Origin of the sequence: Vibrio sp. S11_S32 (assembly GCF_014694465.1) — a bacterium.
Lineage (GTDB): Bacteria > Pseudomonadota > Gammaproteobacteria > Enterobacterales > Vibrionaceae > Vibrio > Vibrio algicola.
In genome coordinates this window covers 88,385-102,613 of the sequence record NZ_JAAUWS010000007.1, presented here as the reverse complement: position 1 = coordinate 102,613, position 14,229 = coordinate 88,385, and the positions used below count along the sequence as shown (strand labels likewise).

11 protein-coding genes are annotated in these 14,229 nt (G+C 43.2%); 6 read left to right on the top strand and 5 right to left on the bottom strand.

All coding sequences use genetic code 11. The annotated features are described in order from the left end of the window. Window positions 1–36: 36 nt before the first annotated feature. On the top strand, window positions 37–567 hold the full coding sequence (locus HC723_RS06190) for an FxsA family protein (protein ID WP_153448009.1): 531 nt from the start codon (window positions 37–39) through the stop codon (window positions 565–567). 148 nt (window positions 568–715) lie between these two features. Here the strand turns inward: HC723_RS06190 and HC723_RS06185 are convergent, their stop codons facing one another. The 3 genes from HC723_RS06185 to HC723_RS06175 form a co-directional block, all read right to left on the bottom strand. After that, window positions 716–1,195: a tRNA (cytidine(34)-2'-O)-methyltransferase gene (locus HC723_RS06185; RefSeq protein WP_153448008.1), complete on the bottom strand. Its 480-nt coding sequence runs from the start codon at window positions 1,193–1,195 to the stop codon at window positions 716–718. A 99-nt stretch (window positions 1,196–1,294) separates the two neighbouring features. Further along, window positions 1,295–2,662: an envelope stress sensor histidine kinase CpxA gene (cpxA, locus tag HC723_RS06180; protein WP_153448007.1), complete on the bottom strand. Its 1,368-nt coding sequence runs from the start codon at window positions 2,660–2,662 to the stop codon at window positions 1,295–1,297. Next, window positions 2,662–3,360, bottom strand: a complete 699-nt coding sequence (locus tag HC723_RS06175) for a response regulator (protein ID WP_153448006.1) — start codon at window positions 3,358–3,360, stop codon at window positions 2,662–2,664. The genes cpxA and HC723_RS06175 overlap by 1 nt, the downstream gene beginning before the upstream one ends. Window positions 3,361–3,687: 327 nt before the next feature. On the opposite strand from HC723_RS06175, the gene HC723_RS06170 reads away from it, so the two are divergent. Beyond that, a complete protein-coding gene (locus tag HC723_RS06170; protein ID WP_153448005.1) occupies window positions 3,688–4,221 on the top strand; it encodes a CpxP family protein in 534 nt (177 codons plus the stop codon). A gap of 898 nt (window positions 4,222–5,119) precedes the next feature. On the opposite strand, the gene HC723_RS06165 is transcribed toward HC723_RS06170, so the two are convergent. Both HC723_RS06165 and rarD read right to left on the bottom strand, forming a co-directional pair. Beyond that, a complete protein-coding gene (locus HC723_RS06165; protein ID WP_190338531.1) occupies window positions 5,120–5,773 on the bottom strand; it encodes a LysE family translocator in 654 nt (217 codons plus the stop codon). Between the two features lie 8 nt (window positions 5,774–5,781). Beyond that, window positions 5,782–6,786: an EamA family transporter RarD gene (rarD, locus tag HC723_RS06160; protein WP_190338530.1), complete on the bottom strand. Its 1,005-nt coding sequence runs from the start codon at window positions 6,784–6,786 to the stop codon at window positions 5,782–5,784. Window positions 6,787–7,315: 529 nt separating this feature from the next. Between rarD and recQ the strand changes: the two genes are divergently transcribed. From recQ to polA, 4 genes are all read left to right on the top strand, one after another. Then, a complete protein-coding gene (recQ, locus tag HC723_RS06155) occupies window positions 7,316–9,187 on the top strand; it encodes an ATP-dependent DNA helicase RecQ (protein ID WP_153448002.1) in 1,872 nt (623 codons plus the stop codon). 2 nt (window positions 9,188–9,189) lie between these two features. Then, window positions 9,190–9,495 carry a DUF3630 family protein gene (locus tag HC723_RS06150; RefSeq protein ID WP_153448001.1) on the top strand — a complete coding sequence of 102 codons (306 nt, stop codon included), beginning with the start codon at window positions 9,190–9,192 and terminating at the stop codon, window positions 9,493–9,495. Window positions 9,496–9,717: 222 nt separating this feature from the next. After that, a complete protein-coding gene (locus tag HC723_RS06145; RefSeq protein ID WP_190338529.1) occupies window positions 9,718–10,449 on the top strand; it encodes a 7-cyano-7-deazaguanine/7-aminomethyl-7-deazaguanine transporter in 732 nt (243 codons plus the stop codon). 860 nt (window positions 10,450–11,309) lie between these two features. Next, window positions 11,310–14,120 (top strand): DNA polymerase I, encoded by a 2,811-nt coding sequence (gene polA / locus HC723_RS06140; protein ID WP_190338528.1) that lies wholly within the window; start codon window positions 11,310–11,312, stop codon window positions 14,118–14,120. Window positions 14,121–14,229 lie beyond the last annotated feature (109 nt).

The following is a 14,229-nucleotide window of genomic DNA, read 5'->3' as shown; positions in this document are numbered from 1 at the left end:
AAGCATACACTGAGCTTACGATTATTGGAGGTGCCTGTGTTTACTGTTTTATTAGTGTTATTTATATGTGTCCCTATTGTTGAAATTACGCTGTTTATTCAAGTCGGTGGCGCGATAGGTTTATGGCCGACCATTGCGATTGTGCTAACCACAGCCATTGTGGGCGCGTCTTTAGTGCGTAGCCAAGGTATTCAAACTTTAATGTCGGTGCAATCACGGATGCAACAAGGTGAACTGCCCGCACAACAAATCGTCGAAGGCGTGATGTTAGCTGTTGCAGGTGTGTTGTTATTAACGCCGGGCTTTATGACTGACTTTTTAGGTATGGTGGTCTTGTTACCGGCTCCACGCGCGATGTTAGCCAAGCAATTAATGAAGCGAGTCAAAGTGAACCCTGCCAGCGGTCCATTTGGTGGTGGTTTTCAAAGTGGCGGCTTCCAATCGGGTGGCTTTCAATCCGGTGATGCACATAATCCGTTTGGCGATACCAACCAAAACCAACAAGGCGATGTGTTTGAAGGTGAATATGAAAAGAAAGCCGATCAAGATAAGCGGCTAGATAAGTAATTCCACTTAAAACTTGCTCGGTCCCTAAATTCTGCAATGGGTTTAGGAACGACAGCTAAATAGCGGCAATAGTGATGACCAACAAAAAAAGACAAGAGCCGAAGTTCTTGTCTTTTTTTAGTGCTAAATTAGCCGGCATTTGCCGATATTATTGCGCGCCACCAAAATCCATTTGTCGCCATGCTTCAAACGCAATGATGGCGACGGCATTGGATAAATTCAAACTGCGACTTTCGGCCATCATAGGAATGCGAATACGTTGCTCCATTGGTAGTCCTTCGATGATTTCCGCTGGTAAGCCCCGAGTCTCTGGGCCAAATAACAACACATCACCCGCTTTAAACTGCGCATCAACATGATGGCCAGTGGTTTTGGTGGTGCAGGCAAAAATACGCACATCGTCGCCTTTCTCTTGTTGTAGATATTCAAGAAATGCGGCGTAATCTTTGTGGCGTTTTACGCGCGCGATATCATGATAATCCAGCCCAGCACGACGCACTTTCTTCTCTTCTAAATCGAATCCTAATGGCTCAATTAAATGCAAGTTTGCCCCGCAGTTGGCGCTGAGACGGATAATGTTGCCAGTATTAGGGGCAATTTCTGGTTCAAATAAAGCAATATCAAACATAAAAACAACTCGTGATGTTAGAAAGAGAAAAACTATGCCGCCGAGTATATACCCAGTAACGTCAAGATACAGTTTTCAGCGACAATAAAACGGATATCGCTAAGCATTAATTGGTAGGGTAATTGTCACCCCAAGTCCGCCACGCTGACTATGTGCTGCTTGAATGGTGCCATTGTGTTGATGCACCGCCGAACTGGTGATAGCCAAGCCTAAACCCGCGCCACCACTATCCCGATCGCGTGCGGTCGATACGCGATAGAAAGGACGGAAAATGGCCTCCAGCTCCAATTCATCGACCCCTTCGCCATCATCTTCAATTACAATTCTGATATGATCTTGATGATAGGAGAAGTTGAGCCAAATTTGCTGATGGCTGTATTTAATCGCATTGCGTACCACATTCTCTATCGCACTAGTCAGTAGATAAGGTGTGCCGGTTAAATAGCAAGTTGGCACGCTATTGCTGTGTAATTTTTTGCCCATTTGTTCTGCTTCAAATTGGGCATCATTGACCATTTCTTGCCATAACTCATTGGCCAGCAAGTGTTGGCGCACCTCATGAGTATCCGCTTGCTTGCGAGAGAGCTCTAATAACGCATTGATCATGCTCTCTAATCGCTCAGCTTCGGTGTCTATTCGGGTTAATTCCGCGCTCTCACCTTGCTTACGAGTGGCGAGAGCATTGGCCATCCGCAGTCGAGTTAACGGCGATCTTAGTTCATGAGATATGTCAGATAATAAGCGTTGCTGCCCTTGGATCATATTATTGATCGATAACACCATTTGGTTAAAACTGGCACCGGCTTGTTTAAATTCGGTTGGACCTTTCTCTAGCTTAGGATCCACTTCAAGCTGACCGAGCGCCACTTTTTGCGCCGCTTTTTCAAGCCGCATTGCGGGGCGACTTAACGCCCAAGCCAGCCACAATAAAAGAGGGGTACTGGTGAGCATAACTGCCAATAATAGTTGCACAGGACGATCAAGTATTTGCAATAAAAACGGAGGTGGGCGGTGCCAACGAATAGTGACAAACATTTTAAGCGGGGTGTGAGCAATAACCACCGGAATAGGACCTGCCACCATTAATCGGTTGTAAAGTCGTTGTTGAGGTTTGCCGGCAATATCTGACAAGGTAATAAAGTTATTTAACGCTTTTTTTCTATCGCTTCGAATCGCAGGTACCCAGTCGGCATTGCTTTTGGCAAAGTAAAAATCAATTTGTTTGTCACGGTCATATTGATGATCGATCTCATGTATTGCTTTCATCAATGATGGTGCAGATTCAAATTTTTTCGTAATACTTTGAGCGTGTTGTTGCAAGCGAGCTAAGGGTTGCTCGGGAATATCATGCAGTTGCCTAGGATCTAAGTTTGATACGGTCAAGATGGCAATGACCACCAATAGCATAGTCAGCCAAAAAATGGCAAAAATTCGCCCATATAAACTCGAGATTTTAGGCAGTTTCATTATTTGTCCTCAACCATCAAATATCCGCGTCCACGTAGCGTTTTGATCAGTGGCTTGTCATCATAACTCTCACCAGATTCTTGATTGAGTGACAGTTTTTTACGCAAATTAGAAACATGCATATCAATGGCGCGATCAAAAGGGCTTAATCGCTTACCCAGCACCTCTAAGCTTAATGTTTCTTTACTGATCGACTCACCCATATGCTGTAAGAAGTAATGCAACAATGAAAACTCGGTCGTGGTGAGATCCAATTGTTGTCCCTTACAATAAGCCTCTTGTTTACCCGGGAAAACTTCAATTCCATGCGGCGTGATATCCGATGGCTCGGTTTTATTGATTTGAGTGCGACGTAAAATAGCGCGAATACGTGCAAGTAGTTCACGATCACTAAACGGTTTAGGTAAATAATCGTCCGCGCCGAGCTCTAAGCCGATCACGCGATCCACTTCCTCACCTTTGGCGGTAAGCATAAGCACCGGAGTATGCCAGTTTTGACGTAACTGTTTCAGCATCTCCATACCGTTCATTTTGGGCATCATAATATCAAGAAGAATCAAATCAATATTCGCGCTGAGTTTGGCTAAGCCTTCTTCGCCGTTATGGGCTTGAGAAACGGTGAAACCTTCTAAAGTGAGAATATCTTTAAGGAGTTCGATGAGTTCAATATCATCATCAACCAATAGAATGTGGGTCATAGCGCTAGCCTTAATAGAGAGTGGGATAACTCCGATGATTTAATTATCCCTGATTTTTATTCAAAAACGACTATTTTGACATCGATTTACATACCTTTACGCAAAGCATACACCTGTTTACGTTGTAGCCACTATTATTACATCCAACAGATATATCCGTCTTACTTGAAGCTACAGCTTTGTTGGCGATGCGCACTCACCCCAATCACTTAGGCTAGCTAAGCTCATGGGACCTCGCTTACTTGCCGCCTCACTGTAACTTCAATTATTTAGGATATAGAAAAGAAGCTCATTTCAACATCCCATATAGACAAAGGTAGGTTTAACATGAAATCTTTAATCAAAAAAAGCATCATCGTATTGGTTGCAGCGCCATTGGCATTGGGTTCTGTATCCGCTCTAGCAAATAACCATGGCATGGATGGACATCAAGGGAAAAAAGGTGGACACCCTGGTCAGCAATGCCATATGGACCGTGGTATTTGGAAACAACTGGATTTAACTGACGCACAAAAAACACAAATGAAAGACTTGCGACAAGCGGATCGCGCCGCAATGAAGTCTGATTTTAAAGCGCATCAACAAGACTTCAAAATCGATCATCAAAAAATGCAGAAGTTAGTGATGGCAGATAACTTTGATCAAGCAGCGGTAAAATCTTTAGCGCAAGAGATGGCGACTAAGCAAGTTGATCAGCAAGTGAAAATGGCGAAATCTCGTCATGATATGTTCAACGTATTAACCACTGCACAAAAGCAAGACTTCTCAAAACTGCAAGCAGAGCAACATGAAAAATGCATGCAAAAATGGCAGAAAATGAAAGAGCGTCGTGAAGCGCATGCAGACAAAAAAGCACAATAAGCGATCACTCATGAGTTTCTAAATTAGAGTGCCTATCAATAATGACATCGAGATTTGAGCGACTGCTTGGGTCTCGATTTTTTTGATCTATGGATAGCCAAGACAGAGTTTCCTTTAACACTTTTCTCTGTACTCAATTTTGAACGATCATTAAATTTATCGAATGGGTATAATTATTGGGTGGAATGGCGATTACCACTTAATTGAGATGGAACTGTATAGAGCATAACAAGGCTGGGAATTAAGGTTTGTCAGTGGCTAAAAACAAGAAAACCCCGAGGGGCAGAAGCCCTTCGGGGTTATAGTCTTACTCGCAGCAATCCGGCTACTATGTAGTGCTCCATGCATCAAATCCTTGATAGCAGTGCTGTATCCTTCAGCGTATTCCTTTTCATCGCCATCCTAGCGGTGTCCTTGGCCTTATCCTAGCCTGCTAATCTATCCTAAATTAGCGCGCATCACTTGTTCCTTGAGCGGTGTCCTTTACATCATCCTGATGTTTAATCCTTGCCTCAATCCTGAGGTGTCCATCGTCTATCCTTAGTCATTACCATCCTAGTAATGATTGCGTCCATTCAATGTCCATTTTGCTCCGTGCTGGTTACTCAATCCTAAGTATCCAAATCTTCATCCTGAAGATGACCTATCCTTGGGTCTTTCCTGTTCCTGTCAGCATCCTTCCGACAGAGTTAATATTACGGATATATCAGCTCGGAACAATGGTGTCAGTTCACATTAATGATATGGAATTATAGGGTTAAATATAAATCCATTTAAGTATCAATGCTTTACCTTTGGTGGGTGGTGTTTTTGATGCACATATATGATGAAGTTCTTACTTGTTTGTAAGAGATCTCGCACAAGCTACTAGTCTAAAGTCTGCATCATGGCCATTTTGTTATAAATGAGAGATGGCTTGCCACAGGATCGCGCAACCAATTAAAGTGAAAACTACCCCACAAATGCCATCAATATAGTGGGCAGAAGCTTCTAATTTACGTTGCAAGCGTTTGGTTGAAAGTAGCCATGCCAATAATGAGAACCAGAATAAAGCCAAAAACCACAAAATAAACACCGCGGAGGCTTTTCCCCCGACCGACATTGAAGCGGGAACCAAAGAGGACATTAAGCTAATAAAAAACACCAACGCCTTCGGGTTTAAAATATTGGTCATAAACCCTTTTGAAAACGCTTGTTTTTGGTTGCTCAATACTCGGCTGGCTTTGTTGCTCGCACTTGCACCTGCGGGATGTTTTTTCGCCTGATATAAGCCTTTGAGAGCCCCGAATCCTAAATACAGTAAGTAACTGCCACCTAAAATTTGCACTACCGAAAACAAGGTCGGATGTTGTTGCACCAAATAACTGATACCAGTAATGCTTAAAATCGAGTGGACTAAAATGCCAGCCGATAGCCCTGCCGCAATAGTGAGACCGGTTTTTCGCCCGTGATGACTGGTGTTTTGCACGATAAGCGCAAAGTCGGGGCCTGGGCTCATTAATGCAATAAAATGCACCGTAGCTAAGGTGATTAAGATGCTCACTTCATTCATATTGAATGCTACTTTCCTTGTTGGTTGGCGTTTTTGTCAGCGCTATTGATGTCTTGGACTAACGTTTCTGTGGTGACTTCAACATCTAATGGCGCGGTTTGTTTTAGTGCCGCCGCTTGCTTCTTATTATTGGCATTATTGTTTAAGCCATCCCAAGTGAATAAAATCAAAGCTGCCCAAATAAAGGCAAAGGTAATGATTTTGTCGGAAGTAAAGGCTTCGCCATACACAAATACAGCCAGCAAGAACATCAAACTCGGACCGATATATTGAATAAAACCTAATGTGGCAAGGCGTAATCGCACTGCGGCACTGGCAAAACATAATAAAGGTAAAGTGGTGACGATACCGGCAGAAATCAATAGGGCGTTAAGCTGCCAATGATTGTTGGTAAGATGGCTGGTGGCGGTGTCGGCAAAGATAAACAAATAGGCCAATGCCACCGGCAGTAGCACTAAGGTTTCAATAAATAATCCGGTAAATGCGTCTAAGTTGACCTTTTTACGCAATAAGCCATAAATACCAAATGTGACTGCCAACCCAATCGCAATGATCGGTACCGAACCAAACACAATCAATTGTACTAACACGCCCATGCTGGCAAGTGCGACGGCAAACCACTGCATTTTACGCAGCTGTTCATTAAGGAAAATCATCCCCAATAAAACGTTAAACAAAGGATTAATATAGTAACCGAGACTCGCGTCGAGCATGTGATCAACACTGATCGCCCAAATGAATATAAGCCAATTCAGCCCAATCGTGACCGAAGTAACTAACAAATACAGGACTTTAGTTTTTGATTTAAGCGTGGTTTTGATTAACCCCCAACCTTTGGTGAAGTACAAAAGTACCGCTAGAAAAATAAATGACCAAATCACACGATGACAAAGGATTTCAAAAGGGGAGACATCGCCGAGCGCTTTAAAATAAATGGGAGCAATGCCCCACATGATATAGGCCAGTACTGCAAATAGTACGCCTTGTTGAGTGCGTTTTAGTTGATCATCCATAACGGAGTTATTTACCATTTTATTAATATAAAGAGGAAGTATAAAAGTGGTTAAGCGAATAACCTAATGAAAAGCAATGCCGAATGAAAAAACTTATTTTTATCGGTAAGGAAAATCATCGGTGCTTATTAGGGGCTGTTGATCTTTCGTGGTTGTTTTTACTGCGAATTGTTGGGTTTTTATACAAGGAAGAGGCTTTGTGGTGTAGCTGGCTACACGAAAAGCCGATGACGAAGTAGAAAAGACCAACAAACGCAGCCCGAAGGGTTCGGCTAAAAGCCTTTTACTCTTCGTTAAGTCTCATTTACTTAGAATAACTAGGCTTCAATCGACTTGCCTCGATTAAAGGCTTTTATCTCGAACAAAATTTAATCACGAAAGATCAACAGCCCCTAAGTGCCAAGGTTAAGTTAGTTGATGATAAAGTTTCAATCCGATCAAAACCCCTCTACAATAGCCGACCATTTAGCCAATTAAGATTGGTTAGATCCTGAGTCTAGCGTGTTTTATTTACTTGTATTGAGATCATATGCCTGCGTCTGTTACTGCTGAATCTTCCCCATCAGAGTCTTCTCAACAAAGCTCAGTTCAAGCCAGCACGCCCGATGCCGCTCAAATCTTGCGTGATGTGTTTGGTTATCAAAGTTATCGTATCGGACAACAACAAGTTATCGACAGCGTATTAGCCGGACAAGACAGCTTAGTGATCATGCCAACCGGTGGCGGTAAGTCGTTATGTTACCAAGTGCCTGCGTTATTATTCTCAGGATTAACTATCGTAATTTCACCGTTGATCTCGTTAATGAAAGACCAAGTCGATCAATTGAAAGCCAATGGTGTGGCGGCAGAATGCATTAACTCTTCAATGGATCGGGAAACCCTGATCAAAGTGTATAACCGCATGAACAACGGTCAGCTGAAAATGGTGTATATCTCGCCAGAACGCATCCTAAGCCGTGATTTTAGCGAACGTTTGGAGCATTTACCGCTGAGTATGATTGCAGTCGATGAAGCGCATTGTATCTCTCAATGGGGACATGATTTCCGTCGAGAATACGCGCTACTTGGACAGATCAAGCAACGTTTCCCCCACGTTCCGGTCATGGCGCTCACCGCAACGGCCGATGAAGCCACTCGTAAAGACATCATTTCACGCTTGGAATTGAACCACCCTTTAGAATATTTAGGCAGTTTTGATCGGCCCAATATTCGCTATACCTTGCTTGAAAAACACAAACCAGTGTCACAAGTGATCCGTTACCTTGCCACTCAAAAAGGTCAGTGCGGCATCATTTATTGTGGTAGCCGCAAAAAAGTCGAAATGGTGACCGAAAAACTGTGCAATAACCATATTCGCGCCGCGGGTTATCATGCCGGTATGGATAACGATGAACGGGCGTATGTGCAAGAAGCGTTTCAAAAAGATGATATTCAAGTGGTGGTGGCAACGGTGGCATTTGGCATGGGGATCAACAAACCGAACGTACGTTTTGTGATGCACTTTGATATCCCGCGTAATATTGAATCTTACTACCAAGAAACCGGTCGCGCAGGTCGTGACGGTCTGCCAGCTGAAGCAGTGATGCTCTATGATCCCGCCGATATGGGTTGGTTGCGCCGGATGTTAGATGAAAAAGAAGACGGCTCACAAAAGCAAGTTGAAAGCCATAAACTCAATGCCATGAGCGCTTTTGCCGAGGCGCAAACTTGTCGTCGTCAAGTGCTGCTCAACTACTTTGGTGAATACAGCCACAAGCCTTGCGGTAACTGCGATATTTGCCTCGATCCTCCTAAGCACTTTGATGGCACCGAAGCGGCCAGAAAAGCGCTGTCGTGTGTGTATCGCGTTAATCAAGGGTTTGGTGTTGGCTATGTGGTGGAAGTGTTGCGCGGCATGCAAAATATTCGGGTTCGCGAAAATGGTCACGATAAGCTCAGCACTTACGGTATCGGTAAAGAGCACAGTCATGATTACTGGGTCAGCATTATGCGCCAGCTGATCCATAAAGGCATGTTAAGTCAAAATATTACCCGCAATTCCACCTTACAATTAACCGAAGAAGCACGACCATTATTGCGCGGTGATATGGCGCTTCAGTTGGCGGTGCCGCGTTTAGATACCGCAGTGCGTTCGGCTAAAAATGATAAGCTGGCGACCAAAAATTACGATAAAAAGCTGTTTGCCAAGCTGCGTAAGTTGCGTAAAACCATTGCCGATCAAGATGGTTTGCCGCCTTATGTGGTGTTTAGTGATGCCACGCTGGTGGATATGGCCGATATTTTGCCAACCTCGTACGGTGAGATGTTAGCGGTGAATGGGGTGGGTCAGCGTAAATTAGAAAAATACGCCGATGCCTTTTTGGATGTGATTCAAGAGCACCTTACGGTAGGGGAAGGATAAGCATGGCGACATTTAGTTTACGAGAATTTGATGCACAAGCAGGGCGTATCATTCTGATCAATCCCAGCTTTGATTTTGACTCTTACCCACCGATTGGAGAAAGATTGGTATCGGTGCTTTCTGCTACCATTATTGAAAAGCAAAGTGATGCAGATTTACACTCGTGGTTGCTCGATTTTGAAGGCTGTCAGTTGTTTCTACGCGCAGAGCATTATTCCGAAACCATGTGGATAGAAGCGTTATCACCACAAGCGGGCTGTGAAGAATTACAGTACCTGACTAAGTTGTTTGCGATTGGGATCGGTTAAAGCATCGCACGATTTACTTTACCCGTTGTAAACGTTTGCGTAAAAAACCGACACTTGCAGCTAAGAGTGATTTCGGTATAATCGCCCAACTTTCAAGATGAAATACCAATTCAAGTTCCTATTTGATCGATTATTAAATCTATGGAATTGGTATTATCAACCACATTGGCAACACTGAATTATGGGTTCCCTCGCCCCCATACATTAAAAAAAGGTCACAATATGACGAACAAAACTCCTACTCAACAGGCGGCGTTTTCGCCTGCACAATTTACAGCGCAACAAAACTCAGCCAAGGGCAATAATAAAGCCTTGTTTTGGTTAGTGATCTTCCACCTTGTGGTGATCGCATCGAGTAACTACTTAGTCCAGATCCCATTTACCTTATTTGGTTTACATACCACTTGGGGCGCATTTACCTTCCCGTTTATTTTCTTAGCTACTGATTTAACTGTGCGTATTTTTGGCGCAGGTATGGCAAGAAGAATTATCTTTTGGGTGATGCTGCCGGCGTTAATTATCTCTTATATATTGTCGGTTTTATTTTTCCAAGGCAGTTTCCAAGGGGTGGCTCAATTAGCAATATTTAACTTATTTGTCGCGCGTATCGCGATCGCTAGCTTTATGGCTTACTTGCTTGGCCAAATTATGGATGTGCACGTTTTTAACCGTCTGCGTCAAATGAAGCAATGGTGGATAGCGCCAACCTGTTCGACTTTATTTGGTAATGCACTCGATACCTTGGCTTTCTTCTCGATTGCTTTTTATATGAGCACCGATGCCTTTATGGCGCAACATTGGACCGAAATTGCTTTGGTCGATTACAGCGTTAAATTAGTGATCAGTTTGGGCTTATTTGTACCTATGTATGGCGTGCTGCTGAACTACTTAATGAAGAAATTGACTAGCGTAAATAATGTGACTTGTCAGCAAGAGTTAGAAGCCAGCGCTTAAAGCCAGAGCAGTAGTCCTCTACTTCTATATAGAAACCAAGATCGTTTGATCTTGGTTTTTTTTCGATATAGCCAAATGAATCCTGTGTCTTTTCTCAAGCAAGCAAGCAAGGACGGATCAGCGTCTTTTCAGCGTATGCAAATTGATCAAATATTAAATCGAATTGTATTACTTGGGTATATAACAAATTAAAGCATGATAGATTATCTAAATGAGATTATTTCGCATTTAACTGTTGACTCTCAAGTGAGAATGATTATTATTAACCGTGTCAAAGGGAATAAGTATTTAGCTCTCACCCAAATGAGACTAGCGACTAATCTTTAGACACGACATTGCTCACATTGCTTCCAGTGTATTTTGAGAAAATACTTAGGTATTGGTTCTCATGGCCGACTTATCAAAGTCGGCCTTTTTTTTGTCTGGCGCTTTTTTCAAGTACCTAGGGATGAAGCCGCGTGTTTTCAGCGCATTCAAATTGAACAAGCTTCAAGCTTAATTTAACGCTGAATGAATCTCATCATTAAGTGGACAATTTCAAGCATAATTATTGTCGATCAAAGGTTTTCCACAAAGGATCCAAAGGGTTTGTTTTTTTTATACATGATCCTACTTAAGTTAACCAATTGTATTTAATGCGATTTAAAATAAATCAAGTAAAGATCTTGACATTGAAAAACATAACGACAAAAAGTTAACAACAAGGTTATCCACAGGAAGGTGACAGCGATGGGAGTAAACGAAGACACTTAAGCCGCCAGAAAAGAATATAAAGCGAGTGAGATAATAGATCCCAGTTGTCAGACGTGGCATCCTATGCCTCATTCTTTGTTTATCATCTTGCTTGGATATCAAACCCTATGGCAACAATTGCTGACAACTCCCTGATCTTAATCGATGGTTCTTCTTATCTTTATCGTGCCTTTCATGCTTACCCTGAAAGTATGAATAACGGCAATATTCAAACCAATGCCGTGTATGGCGTGGTGAATATGTTGCGTAGCATGATGCGTCAATTTTCTTCTGATCGTTTTGCGGTGGTATTTGATGCCAAGGGCAAAACCTTCCGCGATGAAATGTATTCTGAATACAAAGCGAACCGTCCGTCGATGCCACATGAATTACGCGATCAGATTGAGCCTCTGCACAATATTATTCGCGCGATGGGATTGCCGTTAATTTGTGTGGGTGGGGTTGAAGCCGATGATGTGATTGGCACGTTAGCGTCACAAGCATCGAAAGCCGGAATGCCAGTGTTGATCAGTACCGGTGATAAAGATATGGCGCAGCTGGTGGACGATAACGTGACCTTAATTAATACCATGACTAACGTGGTAATGGATCGCAAAGGCGTGATTGAAAAATTTGGCCTTCCGCCTGAACTTATCATCGATTATTTGGCGTTAATGGGCGATAAAGTCGATAACATTCCAGGCGTTCCTGGGGTGGGAAATAAAACCGCAGTGGCGCTATTGCAAGGCTTAGGCAGCATTGAAACTATCTATCAAAACTTAGATAAAATTGCCGAGTTGGGATTCCGTGGCTCAAAAACCATGGCCAAGAAGTTGGAAGACAATAAAGAAAACGCCGATATGTCTTATCAACTGGCAACAATCAAACTGGATGTTGAGCTAGACTGCACCCCAGAAAGTTTATGTAAAACTGAACCGAATAAAGATGAATTGATCCAACTGTTTGGCGAGATGACGTTTAAGTCATGGTTGAATGAATTACTTGAAGGCGGCGACGGTAAAATTGCCGCTATTGATGGCGTCAAAGCGACCGCATCGGCGAGCACGAAAACGGCCGCCACCACCGCAGATGCTCTTGAAATTGATATGAGCGCTGCCAATATTGACCGCAGTGCTTATGAGACTATTTTCGATAAAGACACCTTCCTGTCATGGCTGGATAAACTCAAAGCCTGTGAGGTGTTTGCGTTTGATACTGAAACGGACAGCCTAGATTACATGGTGGCAAACTTAGTCGGTTTATCTTTTGCCACTGAAGAAGGCGTGGCTGCTTATGTGCCAGTTGCGCATGATTATTTAGATGCTCCGCAACAACTTGATCGCGATTGGGTGCTAGAGCAACTTAAGCCGATCCTCGAAGATCCTAAACAAGCCAAAGTTGGTCAGAATCTAAAATACGATATGAGCGTCTTGGCGCGTTATGATATTGAAATGCAAGGCATCGAATTTGATACCATGTTGGCGTCTTATGTGTTTAATAGCGTGGGCGGCAAGCATGATATGGATAGCTTGGCCTTACGTTTCTTGCAACATAGCTGTATTTCATTTGAATCGTTAGCGGGCAAAGGAAAAAAACAATTAACCTTTAATCAGCTAGCGATTGAAGATTGTGGCCCATACGCGGCAGAAGATGCGGATGTAACCTTGCGTTTGCATAACCGTTTACAGGCAGCGCTACAGCAAGATCCAAAGCTGCTGTCGATTTATAAAGACATCGAAGTGCCATTGGTGCCGGTGATCTCAAAAATCGAACGCACTGGTGTGATGATTGACGACATGCTACTTAATGCTCAATCACAAGAAATTGCTGCCCGTTTAGATGAGTTGCAAGCCAAGGCATTTGACGTGGCCGAGCAAGAGTTTAACTTAAGCTCACCAAAACAATTACAAGCGATCTTATTTGAAAAAATGGGACTACCAGTGGTGAAGAAAACCCCATCTGGCGCGCCTTCAACCAATGAAGAAGTGCTGCAAGAGTTAGCGTTAGATTACCCATTGCCAAAACTTATTCTAGAGCATCGTAGCTTAGCTAAGTTAAAAACCACTTACACCGATAAATTGCCGAAGATGATCAATCCGCAAACTGGTCGAGTTCATACCTCGTATCATCAAGCGGTGACTGCCACTGGACGTTTATCCTCGACCGATCCTAACTTACAAAATATTCCGATCCGCAATGAAGAAGGACGTCGTATTCGCCAAGCTTTCATTGCACCACATGGTTGGAAAATTCTGGCGGTCGATTACTCGCAAATTGAATTGCGTATTATGGCGCACCTTTCTGGCGATAAAGCCTTGCTGGAAGCCTTCTCGCAAGGCAAAGATATTCACTCGGCTACCGCAGCAGAAGTGATGAATGTCACTATCGAACAAGTAACATCGGAACAACGTCGTCAAGCCAAAGCGGTCAACTTTGGTTTGATTTATGGCATGAGCGCGTTTGGTCTGGCGAAACAATTAGGGATCTCGCGTGGCGAAGCGCAGCAATATATGGATGTGTATTTCGAGCGCTACCCTGGTGTAATGCAATATATGGAAGACACTCGCTCACAAGCCACCGCGCAAGGCTATGTTGAAACTATTCTAGGTCGTCGTTTACATCTGCCTGAAATTAAATCGAGCAATGGCATGCGCCGTAAAGCGGCAGAACGCGCCGCGATCAATGCGCCAATGCAAGGCACCGCTGCAGATATCATTAAAAAAGCGATGTTAGTAGTAGCGCAGTGGATTGAAGCGGAAGGCAACGATGAGGTGAAATTGTTGATGCAAGTACACGATGAATTGGTGTTTGAAGTCAAAGAAACGGCGTTGGCGGCAATTGAAGTAAAAATACAACAATTAATGGAGTCGGCGGTTGAGTTGAAAGTGCCATTAATTGCAGAATTTGATCATGGAGACAACTGGGATCAAGCCCACTAAGCCAATGTCGCTATTTGTTACATAGAAACAGAGAGCTATCTCACGCAGTGGCTTTTTTGACTCTAAAATAAAGTCATCAACGGTTTTTATTTATCGTTATTTTAACAAA